Source organism: Pseudomonas sp. Irchel 3F6 (assembly GCF_900187595.1).
GTDB lineage: Bacteria > Pseudomonadota > Gammaproteobacteria > Pseudomonadales > Pseudomonadaceae > Aquipseudomonas > Aquipseudomonas siliginis.
The window spans coordinates 364,101-379,503 of the sequence record NZ_FYDP01000005.1 but is presented as its reverse complement, the minus strand read 5'-3'; the positions used below and the strand labels follow the sequence as shown (position 1 = coordinate 379,503).

Sequence of the window (15,403 nt, the reverse complement as noted above, 5' to 3'; positions counted from 1 at the left end):
CCCACCGAACCTACGAAAACCATCCGGGGTTTCCCACGATTTCAATCACCATGCTCTGACCACCCTTGTTTGCAGATGCCGTCTAAGCTCTGGAGGGTCGATTTGCCTTGGTTCACGGAGGACTGAATATGCTGTTGTTGTGGATACTGGTTTTGATCGTCGGCGTGGCGTACCTCGCCCATCGACGCATCGCCCCGCTGCCCGCGTTGGGCATCGTTGCGGCCTATCTCGTCGCCATGGGGATTTTCAGTCACGCGCCGGGCTGGCTGCTGTTTGTCTTCTGGGTCCTGTTGGCGGTGGTCGCCGCGCCATTGTTGCTGCCTGACCTGCGCCGCAAGCACCTCACCGCGCCGCTGTTCAACTGGTTCCAGAAAACCCTGCCGCCCATGTCACAGACCGAACGCGACGCGATCGATGCTGGCACCGTATGGTGGGACGGCGAGCTGTTCAGCGGCCGTCCGGACTGGGACAAACTGCTGTCCTATCCAAAAGTGCAACTTAGCGAAGAAGAACAAGCCTTCATCGACGGCCCGACCGAAGAACTCTGCGCAATGGTCAGCGACTGGCAGATCGGCCAGTCCATGGACCTGCCGCCCGAGGCCTGGACGCACATCAAGGAACATGGCTTTTTCGCCCTGATCATTCCCAAGGAATACGGCGGCAAAGGCTTCTCGGCCTACGCTCACTCACAAGTGGCAATGAAACTGGCGACACGCAGCGGCGACCTCGCCTCCACCGTGATGGTGCCCAACTCCCTCGGCCCTGCCGAACTATTGCTGCATTACGGCACCGACGAACAACGTAATCACTACCTGCCGCGCCTGGCCCGTGGCGACGATATTCCGTGCTTCGCCCTCACCGGCCCGCTGGCCGGTTCCGACGCCGGCGCGATGCCCGACACCGGGATCATCTGCAAAGGCCAGTGGGAAGGACAGGAAGTCATCGGCCTGCGCCTGAACTGGGAAAAGCGCTACATCACCCTCGGCCCGGTAGCAACTCTGCTTGGCCTGGCATTCAAGGCTTATGACCCGGATCACCTGCTCGGTGAAGAAGAAGACCTCGGCATCAGCCTGGCGCTGATCCCGACCGATACCGCAGGTGTGGAAATCGGTCGTCGTCACCTGCCGCTGGGCGCCGCGTTCATGAACGGCCCGAACTCCGGCAAGGACGTGTTCATTCCGCTGGACTACCTCATCGGTGGTGAGGAAATGCTCGGCAAAGGCTGGATGATGCTGATGAACTGCCTGTCCGTCGGGCGTTCGATCTCGCTGCCAGCCGTGGGCACCGGCGCGGCCAAGTTCACCAGTCTGGTCACTGGCCAATACGCGCAGATTCGCGAGCAATTCAATGTACCGCTGTCCGCTTTCGAGGGCATTCAGGAAGCCATGGCGCGCATCGGCGGTAACGCGTGGATGATGGACGCCGCCCGCATGCTCACCGCCAACGCGGTGGACCTGGGTGAAAAACCATCGGTGCTGTCGGCGATCCTCAAATACCACCTCACCGAACGCGGCCGCGAATGCATCAGCCACGCCATGGATGTGCACGGCGGCAAAGCCATCATCATGGGACCGAACAACTACCTCGGCCGCAGCTGGAACGGCGCGCCGATCTTCATCACCGTCGAAGGCGCGAACATCCTGTCGCGCAACCTGATGATCTTCGGTCAGGGCGCGATCCGTTGCCATCCGTTCGTACTCAAGGAAATGGCCTTGGCCGGTCGCCAGGATAAAGACCAGGCACTCAAGGAATTCGATGGCCTGCTGCTCAAGCACATCGGTTTCGCCGTCAGCAATGCGGCCAGCACACTGGTGCTAAACCTCGGCCTTGGCCATTTCGAACATGCGCCGGGTGACAGGATCAGCCAAGGCTACTTCCGCGCGCTCAACCGTCAGGCCGCCGCATTCGCCATGCTCGCCGACTTCAGCATGATGCTCCTGGGCGGCGAACTGAAACGCCGCGAACGCCTGTCGGCGCGCCTCGGCGACGTGCTGAGCAACCTGTATCTGGCCTCTGCGGCGCTCAAGCGTTATCACGACCTGGATTCGCCGGCGTACATGGAGCCGCTGTTCCGCTGGGCCATGGAAGAAAGCCTCGGCCAGTCGGAGCGTGCGCTGGATGAACTGCTGAGCAACTTCCCGAACAAAGTCTTCGGCTGCCTGCTGCGGGTCATCGTCTTCCCGTTCGGGCGCCGTCACAAAGGCCCATCGGACAAACTCGGCGCCGAAGTCGCTGCGGTCATCGGTCGCGCCAAAGGCGATCCGGCCCTCGAAGAATTGCTCGCCGGCTGCTACCGCCCGCAATCGGCGGACGATGCCGTGGGCGCGCTGCAACACGCCAGCGACCTGCTCAATGCCGCGCAACCGCTCCACAAGAAACTGCACACCGCACTGAAGAGCGGCCAGGTCAAACCGGCAGCCGGCGAACACGCCATCGATGCCGCGCTGGAAGCCGGCGTGCTGCAAGCCGTCGAAGCGCAAAGCCTGCGCGACGCCGAAGCGGCCCGCCGCAAGGTGATCGACGTCGACGATTTCGCCAAAGAAGAACTGACCCAGGCAGAGGGCAAAGTCCGCTGAACCCGGTTTATGTGAAAAAACGGCGCGAGGGCTTTATACTCCCGCGCCCGTTTTGCTCTTGAGGACTTATCTCGTGTCCAACGTCGTTGCCGATCATCTCGTGTTGCTCGACCACCTGCGCAGTATCCTGGTCGCCGTAGGTGAGGCCGAACAAGTGCCCGAAGAAAGCCATGCCCTGTTCCTCGAGCGCTTCGACGAACTGCTGGCCTCCCTGCCTATCGACCCTATCGAAAGCCAATACCTGGGCCAGGACATCCTCACCCAAGTCATCACCCGCTACCCGCAAATCGCCCACCTGATCCCACGCGACCTGCTGTGGTTCTTCGCCGGCGACTGCCTGCACTACCTCTCCGACGAAGAAATCGACCTCTACCAGGCCCTCGAAGAACGCCGCTACGAAGCCGAACAGAACGACGAACCGTTCGACTGGAACCAGGAAAAACAACTGCTGGCCATGTCGGCGCAGGACAGCAAGCACTGATTTTTCAAACGGTAATGAAAAGGCCCGCACTGGTGATTCCATGCGGGCCTTTTTTTCAAGATCAAAAGCCCCCTCACCCTAGCCCTCTCCCGGAGGGAGAGGGGACTGACCGCTTTGTTTGGACGAGGTACCCCAGTCTGAATTACCGAGTCGAATGAGATTTCGAAAAGCCAAAAAATCGGCTCCCTCTCCCTGGGGAGAGGGCTGGGGTGAGGGGAGAATTCACCACAAAAACAGCCAGACACCACCCGCCCCTCACCACTCAAAACAATGAGCGCAAGCTCGAGTACCGCTTTTGATCTTGATTCACAGGCGACGTCGGAAGGCTGAGCGGAGGGATTGATCCGGGCGTGGGAGCGCAGCGACCGTACGACGCAGTCGTACACAGCGGAAGGAGGTGCAGCGAAGCAAACCGTAGCCGCTGCGCCCGGATCAGTCCCGGAGCGAAGGTACCCCGAGCCCCAGCGAGCGGGCCGAACGTAGGAGCTAGCGTTTTTTGCTTACTTTTTTAGGCGCTTGTAAAAAAGTAAGTCGCCGTAAGGGCGAAACCCTGAGCAGCCGTTACCGCAGAAACGGATATTCACTCAAACCACCAGAGCATGGTCGGCCCAAAGGCCGCCAAGCCCCCCCCCCAAAAAAACCTCAAAGCAACCCCTCACCCTCCGGCAGCTCATACGCCACAGCCAAATTGCCCCCGCCCACCGACTTCCCGGGCCTACCCAACGTCGGCTCCTTCTGCAAACACTCCACCAGATAATCAATGAACACCCGCAATTTCGGCGGCAGATACCGCGTCGGCGAATGCAGCAGCCACAACCCACCGTGATAAGAGGCAAGAAACGTCCAGTCCGGCAACACCTGCACAATCAACTTCTGCTCCAAGGCGTAACGCGCCGTGAAATACGGCAGACTGCCAATGCCGATGTGCTGCAACACCGCCCCCAAGCGCACACCCGTGTGATTGGCGGCATAGCGCCCACGCACGCCGACCGTCACCGCCTTGCTGCCCTTCTTGAATTTCCAGCGCGCATCGCTCGGCGTTTCGCCCAGATAAATACAACTGTGATTGAGCAAATCGTGAGGATGCGTCGGCGTGCCGTGTTCGGCCAGGTATTGCGGCGTGGCGCAAAGCAAATGATCGATGGTCAGCAACTGCCGCCCGACCAGACCGGCCGGTGGACGATCAGTGATGCGAATTGCCAGATCGACATGATCATCGATCAGATCGACCTGACGATCTTCCAGCAACAACTCCACATCAACCTTGGGATAGCGGCGCAGAAACTCCGGCATGTGCGGGTGAATCACAAAGCGCCCCACCGCTTTCGGCACGCTGACCCGCACCAGGCCTTCGGCTTCGTGGGTGAACTGGCCGCTGATTTCCATCACCGACCTGGCCGCGCTGACCATTTCCTGGCAACGCTTGAACACCTCCTCACCGCCATCGCTCAAGCGCAGTTTGCGCGTGGTGCGTTGCAGCAAGCGCGTAGCCAACGCCTTTTCCAATCGGGAAATACTGCGACTGACCGCCGAGGGTGAGGACCCCATCTGCCGCGCCGCTTCAGAGAAGCTGCCGGTCTCGACAACCTTGACGAAAATCGCCATTTCACCCAGCAGCGGCAGCGGAAGATTGATGCTCACGACGCACAAGTCCTTTGATGTTCGAACGGATTATCACGTTATTGCACGATTCATATAATAAAAACAGAACTTCGATCAGGGCATGGAATATGACGCTTCGCCTGTTTTTTCACAGTGACGACCTGAAGGCGAATGTCGAAGTCCTCGACTGCACACCCCACGAGAACGAATTCGCCGTAGTGCTGCGCGCTACCCTGTTTCACCCGCAGGGCGGCGGTCAGCCTTGCGACACCGGCTGGATCGGTGAAAGCCGGGTGTCGCGCGTGGTGCAGGAACCGGAGCGCATTGTGCATTTCGTCGACCGCCCGCTGCCGCTGGGCATGACCGTCATCCGTATCGATGAAGAGCGCCGCCGCTTCAATACGCGCATGCACTCGGCCGGGCACCTGATCGGTCATTTCATTCAGGCCATGGGCTGGATGCCGATCAAGGCGCACCACTGGCCGGACGAAGGCCGGGTGCAATTCAAGCCGGGCGATAGCGCTGAAGAAATCGATGCGCCAACCGTGCAAACCGGTATCGAGCAGTGGATCGAACATGATCTGCCGCGCCTGACCTCGCTGCGCGAAGGCGCGCGGGAAATCAGTTTCGGTGAGCTGCCAGCCTATGGCTGCGGTGGCACCCACGTACGTAGCCTGAAGGATCTAGGCACAGTCACGATCGCGTCCCTTTCGCAGAAGAAGGGCACGCTTTCCGTCCACTACAGCGTGGATTGAGCATTTCGGACATTGCCATCGCGCAGCGTCCGACGCCGGGGAACCGCATTCGCCGGTTCCGTTGACTATCGATAGATGGACCTAAAACAAATGATGCTAGACGTCGAGCGTCTCGATGAGACGTGCATAAAAAAACTGGCCAACGAAGAAGTCCTCGCCATCCGCGTCAAACGCTTTCTGCCCGAGCCGCTGGCGATCGAAATTGGCGACAAGATCCTCGCCCCGGGCTTTGAAGGCTACATCAACGCACCGAGCATCGGCCGCATCGGCATGGCCTTTTACGAGGCGGAAAACCAGCCGCTGCTGATCGAGGATTACTTCGAACGCGCCACCCGCAACATCGACGAACTGCGCCAGCGCTGCGCGCCCTACTCTTCGCCGATCGACACGTTGCGCTGCATGCTCGACGAATCCTGGCCCGCCGGCGCGCATCTGGAAAATCTCTACGGGCGCAAGATGTATGTCGGTTTGTCGCGGGTGGTCAAACCGGGCGTGTGCTTTCTTGCTCATCACGACATCTTCGCCAAGGACGCCCCGGACAGTTTTCAGGCGCGCAGTCTCGAGGCGCAATTTGCCTGCAACGTCTACCTGAACATGCCCGCCGAGGGTGGCGCCTTGCAGATGTGGAATGACCACATCACCCCGGATCAATTCGACGAAATGCGCGGCGACAGTTACGGCATCGAGCCGTCGCTGCTGGGGCCGCCCGCCCTCGAAGTACGACCGCAGCCCGGCGATTTCATCATGTTCAATTCGCGGCGCATGCACTCGGTCACTCCGGGCGTCGCGGATCCGCGTTTGAGCCTGTCGTTCTTTGTTGGCTATCGCGGCAATGCCTCCCCTCTGACTTTCTGGAGCTGACATGCTTTCCAATTACCTGGGCGAGTTTCTCGCATTGGCCACCATCCACTTTCTCGCCGTGGTAGCACCCGGCCCGGACTTCGCCGTGACCATCCGTCAAAGCGTGCGCTTCGGCCGGCTCGTCGGTATCTGCACTGCGCTGGGCATCGGCGCGGGGATTTCCGTGCACGTGCTGTATACCCTGCTCGGCGTCGGCGCCCTGATGCACACCACGCCGTGGCTGCTGACTGTGGCCAAAGTGGTCGGTGGGGCTTACATCCTCTATCTGGGCGTCAGCCTGATCCGCAGCAAACCGAAGAGCAGCGTCGAAGGTGAAAAAAACGCCGATGAGCCGCTGGTTGAACAGTCACTGTTCAAGGCATTCAGCACCGGTTTTCTGACCAATGCGACCAACCCCAAGGCCACGCTGTTTTTCCTGGCCATCTTCACCACGATCATCAGCGCCAGCACACCGCTGCAGATCCAGGCGTTCTACGGATTGTGGATGTGCTTCGTCAACGCGCTGTGGTTTGTGATCGTCGCGCTGTTTTTCTCCAGCAATAAAGTGCGCCTGCTGTTCATGCGCCTTGGACACTGGTTCGAGCGCAGCATGGGCGTCATCCTGATTCTATTTGCCGGACGCCTGATGCTGTCGATGTAACCCACACAAAAAAGTCCCGGCATCAGCTGCCGGGACTTTTTCATTTGTGCGCCTCTTTTGCATTTCTGTGCGACAGATCAAGTTTGTGACTCCCTCTTCACCTGCTCATGGTGGTAGGTTGCAAAATGTTTCTGCCGCAAGCGTCAGACATATTTTCCCAATCTCTAGCAAAGGAATGCCTGTTACATGGTCTTTTCCCTGAAAAAACTGGCCGCTGCCACGCTCGTCATGGCCAGCCTCACCGCATTTACCAGCGCAGCACAAGCCAACATCACTGCCGAGCAAAGTGCAGCGATTCTGAAATCCTTTGACGGCAAGAACCTGACGGACTTCCGTAGCTTTCTTGGCAGCCTGGCGAAAAGCGACCTGGCCAAGACGGATAATCTCACCCCGTCCATCAGCGCCTTCCTCGACAACAAGACCCTGAACGCCGAACAGCGGAATGAAATTCACCGTCTGCTAGGCATTTATACCCGCGTGAAATATGGCAAGGCCGCGCTGGAAACCCTGCGCCAACTCGTCGAGATCCCGACCTTCCGCAAGGACGGCGTGGAGCAACACGACAACCCGGAATTCATCAAGATTGCCGGCGAGATCCAGAAACTCGCCGAATCCTTCGGTTTGAAATTCCGCAACATCGATAACCGTGTCTACGAAATCTCTCTGGATGGCAAAGGCGACGAAGTCGTTGGCATTCATGCCCACGCCGATGTGGTGCCGGTGACGCCGGAAAACTGGGTGCTGAAAGATGGCACCAAACTCGACCCGTTCAAAGTCACGCTGATTGGCGATCGCATGTACGGTCGTGGCACAGAGGATGACAAGAATGCGATCGTCGTGGCGCTGTACGCCATGAAAGTGATCAAGGACGAGAAACTGCCACTGGCGCGTAACTTCAAGCTGCTGGTCGACACCACCGAAGAAACCAGCGGCGATGCCATTCCCTATTACTTCGAACGCAACCCGACGCCGAACTACAACATGGCGCTGGACGGCGGTTATCCGGTAGTGATCGCCGAAAAAGGTTACGGCACCGTCATGGCCAACTTTGCCAAACGCAAAGGCGAGGGCAACGGCGCGGAAATCATTTCGATGACCGGCGGCAAGGCGACCAACCAGATCCCATCGGCTTCGGTGGTCACGCTGGTAACCGACAAGCCTGCCGAGCTCGCCGCCAGTCTGCAAAAAGCCGGCGACGCCTACGCCAAAGCCAACGGCGGCGACTTCGAAGTCGCGGCAAAGATTGATGGCAAAGACGTCAAACTGACCGTGACGGGGGTTTCTGCGCACTCCTCCGAACCAGAGTCCGGCGTCAACCCGGTCGCGCGAATGCTGAGTTTCATCAACAGCCTGGACGGCAAAGTCGCGCTCAAGCACAACCAGTTCACCGATGCCGCACGTTATGCCGATGACAACTGGGGCCTGGATTATCTGGGCAAAAAACTTGGCGTGGGCTTCTCCGATTCGTTCATGGGACCACTGACCACCTCGCTGACCTACGTCGGCGAGGACGAAAAAGCCTTCAAACTGGCGGTGAACCTGCGGGTGCCGAAGGGTAAATCCCCGGAAAAGCTCAAGGCTGAGATCGCTGAGAAACTGGACGCCTGGAGCAAGAAGACTCACGTTGCCGTGGCGTTCGACTACTCAGTGGCCGAACCGATGTATCGCAACCCCGAGGGTGAGTGGGTCAAGGCGCTGCTTGCCGTAGCCAGCGAAAACCTCGGCATGAAGTCGGAATTCGGTACTTCCGCTGGCGCGACTTCGGTTCACGAATTGCCGAACGGTGTGCAATTCGGCCTGGCGCGACCGGAAGCCAAATACACCGGCCACACCGATGGCGAATTCAAGACCGTCGACCAGTTCCTGCTGGATCTGCAGATCGTCACGGAAATGATGGGGCGTGTCGGGCAGTTGCCGAAGCTGTAAAGCCCTGCCTGAGCCCAGTCACCGATGACCGGGCTCAAAATAAAAAAGGACCTGTGAAAAGGTCCTTTTTTATTGCCACCACAAAACGCGCACAAACAAAAACGCCGATCATCACTGATCGGCGTTTTTGTGAAATTGGAGCGGGAAACGAGACTCGAACTCGCGACCCCGACCTTGGCAAGGTCGTGCTCTACCAACTGAGCTATTCCCGCAAATGGCGTCCCCTAGGGGACTCGAACCCCTGTTACCGCCGTGAAAGGGCGGTGTCCTAGGCCACTAGACGAAGGGGACACGCTACCCGGAACACATGGTGTGTGTTTCGGTGTCCAGATCCGCATCCGAAGATTTGGTTCTGGTTTCACTCAGCACCGCCCGAAAGCAATGCTGTTTAAAATTGGAGCGGGAAACGAGACTCGAACTCGCGACCCCGACCTTGGCAAGGTCGTGCTCTACCAACTGAGCTATTCCCGCATTGGCGTCCCCTAGGGGACTCGAACCCCTGTTACCGCCGTGAAAGGGCGGTGTCCTAGGCCACTAGACGAAGGGGACACACTACAACATTCACTCCCTGCCGCGTTTCGCTGTGTGCTTTACGCTGCAAGTGGCGCGCATTCTATGGATGGATTGAGGGGTCGTCAACCCCCTGATATAAATTTATTTAAATCAATGACTTCGACCTGGATTAAGGGCTGCGCAGGGCTTTTCCGTCGTCCGAAACCTGACGCCTATATTCCGCCACTCGCCAAGACGTTATAGTCCACCGCACAGTGATGGCAATCTGCACATCAAGCGCCAGCATTCATCTATACCGCTGGCGGCCGATACAGATTGCAGCAGCCGATCAAACCCGTCGAGCGGCGCTAGGCGCCTAAATGCCCAGCCACTACACTCGCATGCGAACCCTATAAAGAGGTCTTACCGGTGACACCACTCATGATCACCCTGCTAGTCGTAGCCGGGATCGCAATTCTGATCGCCATTGGCTACATGAACCATGTGGTGGAAAACAACAAACTGGAGAAGGCCCGCACCAAAGTCGAACTCAACGACCGCCTGCGCCGCTGCGGCGAACTGACCGAAACCTTCCCCGGCCAGTTCATGACCCCGGCGCTCAAGTTGCTGCTGACCCGCCTGGAACTCAACGTCTGCCAGCGCCTGCTCAATCTGGAAAAGACCAGCGCAACCACCAAGGCCCGCATCACCGAACTGAGCGCGCTGGTGGCCCAGGGCGAATCGATCCCGGTCAACAACCCGCCGGCGCCGATCCTGACCGAAGCCAAAGCCAAAGACGTGCGCTTCCTCCTCGAAGCCCTGCACGGCCAGATCACCCGCGCCGCCCACGACGGCTTCCTGCCACCGAACGAAGCCAAACAATGGATCCGCGAGGTGCGCCACATTCTCGTGCTGCTGCACATCGAATTCTTCAACAACCTCGGCCAACAGTCCCTGCAACAAAACCAACCCGGCCAGGCCCGCCTCGCCTTCGAACGCGGCGTGCAATATCTGCGCAAACAGCAGGACCCGCAGATGTATGCCGAGCAACTGCAATACCTGGAAAAACTCCTCGCCCGAGCGAACGCCCAGGTCATGGACAAGATTGCCCCGGTGGAAGGTGAAGAAAACCAACTGACCGCCGGTTTGAAGGATGTCGAAGCCGATGCGGACTGGAAGAAAAAAGTGATTTACGACTGAGGCGGGAATGCTGGAAGAGAAGCCACCTTTATTGGTGGCTTTTTTGTGGGCGACTTGAAAGAGGATGTGAATTGAAGACCGCTTTCGCGAGCAGGCTCGCTCCCACATTGGGAAGTAGTGTTCTCAGGTAAAAATCGGTCGGCTGTCAGGCCGCCTTCGCTGGCAAGCCAGCTCCCACAGAACAGCAAAAGCAAACCCGGGCCATCCCCACGCGGCGAAGCCGAGAGCCTGGCCGGCCCGAGGGCCGCCAAGGCTCAAAGCCGAAAATGCCCAACCATCGAGCGCAACTCGCCGCCCAACTGCGCCAGCTCAACACTCGAAGCCGCATTCCCGCGCATCGCCACGGAAGAGTGATCCGCACTCGCACGAATCTGCGTAACACTGCGATTGATCTCCTCCGCCACCGAACTCTGCTCCTCCGCCGCCGCCGCGATCTGCTGATTCATCTGCTGAATCAACGACACCGCCGCGGCAATACTCCCCAGCGCACTCTCGGTCTGCAACGCATCACTGACCGCCAGCTTCACCAACTCGCCACTGCTGCGAATCTGCTGCACCGAAGACTGCGCCGCCGCGCGCAGGGCACTGACCAAGCGCTCGATCTCCTCGGTCGACTGCTGCGTGCGCCGTGCCAGCGCACGAACCTCATCGGCCACCACCGCAAACCCCCTGCCCTGCTCGCCGGCCCGCGCCGCTTCGATCGCCGCGTTCAGCGCCAACAGATTGGTCTGCTCGGCCACGCTCTTGATCACCTCCAGCACCGTGCCTATGTTCTGAATTTCGGCGCTGAGGCTCTCGATGCTGGAGCTGGCCGAGGTCGCCGAATCCGCCAATTGCTCGATCCGCGCCATGCTTTGGCGCACCACCTGCTGGCCGCTCTCGACCTTGTCATCCGCCGTCTGCGCCGCCAGCGCCGCCTCTTCGGCATTGCGCGCGACGTCATGCACGGTGGCGGTCATCTGGTTCATGGCGGTGGCGACCTGCTCGGTTTCTTCCTTCTGGCTGTTGACCTCCAGATTGGTCTGTTCCGTCACCGCCGACAGCGATTGCGCGGAACCGGCCAAGCGCTCGATGCCGGCCTGCAAGCCGCTGACAATCGTGCCGAGGCCGGCAGCCATCTGCTGCATCGCCAACATCAGCTGACCCATTTCATCGCGGCGCGTCACCTCGACCTTCGCCGTCAGATCACCCGCAGCAATCTGCTGCGCCACACGAATCACACTGCGCAGCGGCGCCACGATCAGGCGCGTGATCACCCACGCGGCGAGCAATCCGACCAACAAGGCCAGCGCCGAAGAGCCAATGATCAACACCGTGTTCTTTTTCAGCTCCGCCTGCATCGAAGCATCTTCGGCGACATAGGCCTGATTGACCCGGTCCACCACCTGCGCAGCGCGCTGATGCAGTTGCTCGTACACAGTTTTTTCTTGCGCCAGCAAACCGGTGTATTCAGCCAGTTTCTCGTTGAATCCGGCGATATGCCCCGACACTTCGTTGAGCACAGTCAGATAGCCCTCGTCCTTGACCGTGGTTTTCAGCGCCTCGGCCTGCTCCTGCGCTTGCGCGGCCTGCTCGATATTGCCCTGGCCGGCATTGTCGGCATCGCCCTTGCGGCTTTGATCCAGCCGCACCCGCGCTTCGTTCATCGCCTGCAGCATCAGTCGCGAGACCTGACTGACCTGATTCGCCTGTTCGATGAACTGCGCGCCGTCTTTGCCCTCGGTGTCTTTCAACGTATAGGCGCCATCATCGGCCAGGCCGCTCTGCAACACGTCAAGGTTATTGGCCACGCTGGACACCGACCAACTGGCCATCTCCAGCGCGAGGTCCTTGGCCTGGCTCAGCGAGACGAATTCATCGAAGGCCTTGCGATACGCGCCCAGCGCTTGCTCGACATCGCTCATCACCGGCACATTGGCCGGGGAATGTGCCTTGAGCTCGCCGGCTAGAACAACCAGCCCATCGACGCCTTCGCGCAAGGCATCGGCGGTTTTCGGATTGCCGCGCAGGGCGTATTCCTGCTCGAGCAGGCGCACCTTGAGCAGGCCGCTGTTGAGCGCGGACATCTGCTTCAAGCCGTCGAAACGCAGACTGATGGTTTGCAGCGACCAGACGCCGATCGCCGCCACCAACGCAGTCAGCAACAAGACGAGCACAAATCCGATACCCAGTTTTTTCGCCATACCGAGGTTGGCGAAACGTCCTTGCACGGCCGAAATCATTGCGCGTAGTCCCCTGCCAAAGTCTGTTGCCGAAGATTCGCAACGGGCTCGAACCAGCACAAGACTCTGGCGTCGGAATAATGGCAAAAAGCTACGCCCGCGTCGTTTTCAGAATGCTGGAGGTCGATCCGCGCAGGTATTGCGAAAAAACTGCCGCGCCCGTGGGTCGCAGGCACAGGCCACATTGATGCGCTGCCAGTCACCGCACTCACCGCTGGGACTGAAAGCGTCCGCTGCTGACAACTCCAGCCCGCATTGCTGGGCCTGCCTGCGCACCGACGTCTGGTCGCGCAAGCGTGCCCGCGCCCAGATAAACAGCCCGCCAACCGGCTTGCCGAACACTTCCCACTCGGCGTCTTCCAGTGCCTGCAAGGCCGCCGCGCGATCGGCATTCAAGCGCTGACGCTGGCGCTGCACCAGTTTGCGATAGGCGCCGGTCGCCATCAGTCTGGCCAATACCGCCTCGGCCAGCCTCGAACAGCCCAGGCCGCTGATCATCTTGACCTCCGCCAGGCGCTTCAGCAGTTCGCTGTCCGCCAGGACAAAACCGACCCGCAACGAGCTGCTCAGTGTCTTGGAGAAGCTGCCGACATAAATGACCCGGCCGCCATGGTCCAGCGCCGCCAACCGCGTACCGTTGCCGGTGTGCAGATCAGCGTAGACGTCATCTTCGATCACGCGCAGGTCGTAGGTCTTGCTCAACTGCACGATACGCTGGGCCACCGCAGGCGTCAGGCAACTGCCGGTGGGATTGTGGTGATGACTGCCGATGAACAGGGCGCCGGGACGAAACTGACGCAGCACCGACTCGAGCATGTCGATGTCCGGCCCGCTCGGCGTACGACGAACTTCGAGCATCTGTACGCCGTGCAGACGCAACAGGTCAAACAACGGTGCATAACCGGGCGTTTCCACCACCACGCAATCGCCAGCCTTGAACAGGGTGCGCACGATCAGATCGAGCGCATGACTGGCACCGCTGGTGCTCATCAGCCGGGTATTGCAGGCGTCGATATTCAGCAGTTTCAGACGCTTGGCAATTTGCTCGCGCAACGCTGGCAGGCCCAGTGGCGAGCTGTAGTTGAACAGGCTGGCCATGTCGGTGCGTGCCACCTCGCGCAGCGCGTAGCTGAGGTCGTCGGGCTCACGCCAACTCGGCGGCAAGCCTCCTTGCCCCAAAATCAAGCGACTCGTTGCGGCGTCCACCTCATCACGCCATGCGGGGCGGCCCTCGCACGCTGCCCATTCCGAGTCCGCTTCGCGCAATGCCGGCGAGGCCGCGACGATGAATCCCGCGCCCTGGCGCGTGGTCAATACGCCTTGCGAGACCAGGCGCTCGCAGGCTTCGACAACGCACGACTGGCTGAGCAGATTCCCCCGGGCGATTTGCCGTACGGAGGGTAACCGGGTGGCCGGCGGGATGCCGCTTTGCACAATCCAGTCAGTCATTCCGTCGACGATCTGCTGCACGACCGGCACCATTGCCTGTCGGTCAATTCTCAGTTCCATGAGCTCGCAAACTCCTGTCAGTTTTGCTGGCAGCAGTAAATCACAGCCGCACCGCCGAGGCTGTGCGACAACACCGCCAAATGCGCCAGTTCTAACGGTTTGATACACATTGTTTAACGGTATTCACAGGGACCGACCGCGAGGTACAAAAAAACCCGCACGCAGGCGGGTTCTTTGTATTTCGGCAACTTTCAGAACGCTGTCACGCCGCCGTCCACCGCCAATGAGTGCCCAGTGGTGAACGTTGCGCCATCGCTGCACAGATACAGCACCGCGCTGGCGATTTCCTCGACCTTGCCAATGCGCCCGACCGGGTGCATGGCGTTGGCGAACTCGGCCTTCTTCGGGTCGGCTTCATAGGCACGGCGGAACATGTCCGTATCGATCACTGCCGGGCACACTGCGTTGACGCGGATTTTCTTCTTCGCGTATTCGATCGCCGCCGACTTGGTCAGGCCGATCACCGCATGTTTCGACGCCGCGTAGATGCTCATCTTCGGTGCCGCACCCAGCCCGGCCACCGACGCCGTGTTGACGATCGCGCCACCGCCCTGCGCCAACAGCAGCGGCAACTGATACTTCATGCACAGCCAGACGCCTTTGACGTTGACACCCATGATCGCGTCGAATTCGTCCAGCGAACCGTCGGCGAGTTTGCCTTTCTCGATTTCGATGCCGGCGTTGTTGAAGGCATAGTCGAGACGACCGTAGGTATTGATCACCTCATCCATCAGATTTTTCACATCGCTTTCCACCGTCACGTCGCAGCGCACGAAGGACGCTTCGCCACCGGCTGTACGAATCAGCGCCACCGTGCCTTCGCCGCCGGCCGCGTCCAGGTCAGCCACCACCACTTTCAGGCCCTCGGCGGCAAACGCCAGGGCTGTCGCGCGGCCGATGCCGTGGGCGGCCCCCGTGATTACAACCACCTGACCGGAAAACGTCATGCTCATGGGTATGTCCTCGAACGCAAAAACTGGAAGATGTTGGCGTCGCAGCATAGCCAAGGGCAGCGAAAGCGCGTCAGCACTATGCAATCGCTGTTTAAAGGCCCATGCGCCGCAGTGATAAAACCCGCCCCGTAACCATCACCGCACTGGATCGACTCGCATTCGCCGTATCAGCCAACCTTGCGACAT

General features: G+C 59.8%; 11 protein-coding genes, 4 tRNA genes and 1 pseudogene. 7 read left to right on the top strand and 9 right to left on the bottom strand.

Annotated features, from left to right (window positions below; genetic code table 11):
- Window positions 1–128: 128 nt before the first annotated feature.
- Together CKW30_RS19120 and CKW30_RS19115 are read left to right on the top strand one after the other, a co-directional pair.
- The gene (locus tag CKW30_RS19120) at window positions 129–2,576 is read left to right on the top strand and encodes an acyl-CoA dehydrogenase (RefSeq protein ID WP_095181608.1); all 2,448 of its coding nucleotides are present in this window, start codon (window positions 129–131) and stop codon (window positions 2,574–2,576) included.
- Between the two features lie 73 nt (window positions 2,577–2,649).
- A complete protein-coding gene (locus tag CKW30_RS19115; protein ID WP_007967565.1) occupies window positions 2,650–3,057 on the top strand; it encodes a PA2817 family protein in 408 nt (135 codons plus the stop codon).
- A 642-nt stretch (window positions 3,058–3,699) separates the two neighbouring features.
- On the opposite strand, the gene CKW30_RS19110 is transcribed toward CKW30_RS19115, so the two are convergent.
- The gene (locus CKW30_RS19110; protein WP_095181607.1) at window positions 3,700–4,698 is read right to left on the bottom strand and encodes a LysR family transcriptional regulator; all 999 of its coding nucleotides are present in this window, start codon (window positions 4,696–4,698) and stop codon (window positions 3,700–3,702) included.
- An 89-nt stretch (window positions 4,699–4,787) separates the two neighbouring features.
- Here CKW30_RS19110 and CKW30_RS19105 point away from each other — a divergent pair, with 89 nt between their 5' ends.
- From CKW30_RS19105 to CKW30_RS19090, 4 genes are all read left to right on the top strand, one after another.
- On the top strand, window positions 4,788–5,414 hold the full coding sequence (locus tag CKW30_RS19105; protein ID WP_056788187.1) for a hypothetical protein: 627 nt from the start codon (window positions 4,788–4,790) through the stop codon (window positions 5,412–5,414).
- Between the two features lie 90 nt (window positions 5,415–5,504).
- Window positions 5,505–6,275, top strand: a complete 771-nt coding sequence (locus CKW30_RS19100; RefSeq protein WP_095181606.1) for a 2OG-Fe(II) oxygenase — start codon at window positions 5,505–5,507, stop codon at window positions 6,273–6,275.
- Window position 6,276: 1 nt separating this feature from the next.
- On the top strand, window positions 6,277–6,915 hold the full coding sequence (locus tag CKW30_RS19095) for a LysE family translocator (RefSeq protein WP_042610677.1): 639 nt from the start codon (window positions 6,277–6,279) through the stop codon (window positions 6,913–6,915).
- A 186-nt stretch (window positions 6,916–7,101) separates the two neighbouring features.
- Window positions 7,102–8,841, top strand: coding sequence for a dipeptidase (locus tag CKW30_RS19090; RefSeq protein WP_095181605.1), 1,740 nt, complete (start codon window positions 7,102–7,104; stop codon window positions 8,839–8,841).
- A 136-nt stretch (window positions 8,842–8,977) separates the two neighbouring features.
- On the opposite strand, the gene CKW30_RS19085 is transcribed toward CKW30_RS19090, so the two are convergent.
- From CKW30_RS19085 to CKW30_RS19070, 4 genes are all read right to left on the bottom strand, one after another.
- Window positions 8,978–9,053: transfer RNA gene (locus CKW30_RS19085), tRNA-Gly, on the bottom strand.
- Window positions 9,054–9,056: 3 nt separating this feature from the next.
- Window positions 9,057–9,132: transfer RNA gene (locus CKW30_RS19080), tRNA-Glu, on the bottom strand.
- A gap of 104 nt (window positions 9,133–9,236) precedes the next feature.
- Window positions 9,237–9,312, bottom strand: a tRNA-Gly gene (locus tag CKW30_RS19075).
- Between the two features lie 2 nt (window positions 9,313–9,314).
- Window positions 9,315–9,390, bottom strand: a tRNA-Glu gene (locus CKW30_RS19070).
- Between the two features lie 384 nt (window positions 9,391–9,774).
- Here CKW30_RS19070 and CKW30_RS19065 point away from each other — a divergent pair.
- Entirely contained in the window at window positions 9,775–10,533 is a 759-nt protein-coding gene (locus tag CKW30_RS19065) for a hypothetical protein (protein WP_039764159.1), read from the top strand.
- Between the two features lie 254 nt (window positions 10,534–10,787).
- On the opposite strand, the gene CKW30_RS27950 is transcribed toward CKW30_RS19065, so the two are convergent.
- From CKW30_RS27950 to CKW30_RS19050, 4 genes and pseudogenes are all read right to left on the bottom strand, one after another.
- Window positions 10,788–11,651, bottom strand: coding sequence for a methyl-accepting chemotaxis protein (locus CKW30_RS27950; RefSeq protein ID WP_371699606.1), 864 nt, complete (start codon window positions 11,649–11,651; stop codon window positions 10,788–10,790).
- Window positions 11,649–11,873 (bottom strand): annotated as a pseudogene (locus CKW30_RS27945) (HAMP domain-containing protein); the annotation flags it as partial. The pseudogene CKW30_RS27945 and the gene CKW30_RS27950, both read right to left, overlap by 3 nt.
- A 990-nt stretch (window positions 11,874–12,863) precedes the next feature.
- Entirely contained in the window at window positions 12,864–14,264 is a 1,401-nt protein-coding gene (locus CKW30_RS19055) for a PLP-dependent aminotransferase family protein (RefSeq protein ID WP_095181603.1), read from the bottom strand.
- Between the two features lie 191 nt (window positions 14,265–14,455).
- A complete protein-coding gene (locus CKW30_RS19050) occupies window positions 14,456–15,217 on the bottom strand; it encodes an SDR family oxidoreductase (RefSeq protein ID WP_095181602.1) in 762 nt (253 codons plus the stop codon).
- Window positions 15,218–15,403 lie beyond the last annotated feature (186 nt).

What these genes read in the sequence shown, in the direction of transcription:
- CKW30_RS19065 (WP_039764159.1), top strand. Translation starts at nt 9,775, where the DNA reads ATGATCACCCTGCTAGTCGTAGCCGGGATCGCAATTCTGATCGCCATT.
- CKW30_RS19055 (WP_095181603.1), bottom strand. Translation starts at nt 14,264, where the DNA reads ATGGAACTGAGAATTGACCGACAGGCAATGGTGCCGGTCGTGCAGCAG.
- CKW30_RS19105 (WP_056788187.1), top strand. Translation starts at nt 4,788, where the DNA reads ATGACGCTTCGCCTGTTTTTTCACAGTGACGACCTGAAGGCGAATGTC.
- CKW30_RS19095 (WP_042610677.1), top strand. Translation starts at nt 6,277, where the DNA reads ATGCTTTCCAATTACCTGGGCGAGTTTCTCGCATTGGCCACCATCCAC.
- CKW30_RS19120 (WP_095181608.1), top strand. Translation starts at nt 129, where the DNA reads ATGCTGTTGTTGTGGATACTGGTTTTGATCGTCGGCGTGGCGTACCTC.
- CKW30_RS19100 (WP_095181606.1), top strand. Translation starts at nt 5,505, where the DNA reads ATGATGCTAGACGTCGAGCGTCTCGATGAGACGTGCATAAAAAAACTG.
- CKW30_RS27950 (WP_371699606.1), bottom strand. Translation starts at nt 11,651, where the DNA reads ATGGCTGCCGGCCTCGGCACGATTGTCAGCGGCTTGCAGGCCGGCATC.
- CKW30_RS19050 (WP_095181602.1), bottom strand. Translation starts at nt 15,217, where the DNA reads ATGAGCATGACGTTTTCCGGTCAGGTGGTTGTAATCACGGGGGCCGCC.
- CKW30_RS19090 (WP_095181605.1), top strand. Translation starts at nt 7,102, where the DNA reads ATGGTCTTTTCCCTGAAAAAACTGGCCGCTGCCACGCTCGTCATGGCC.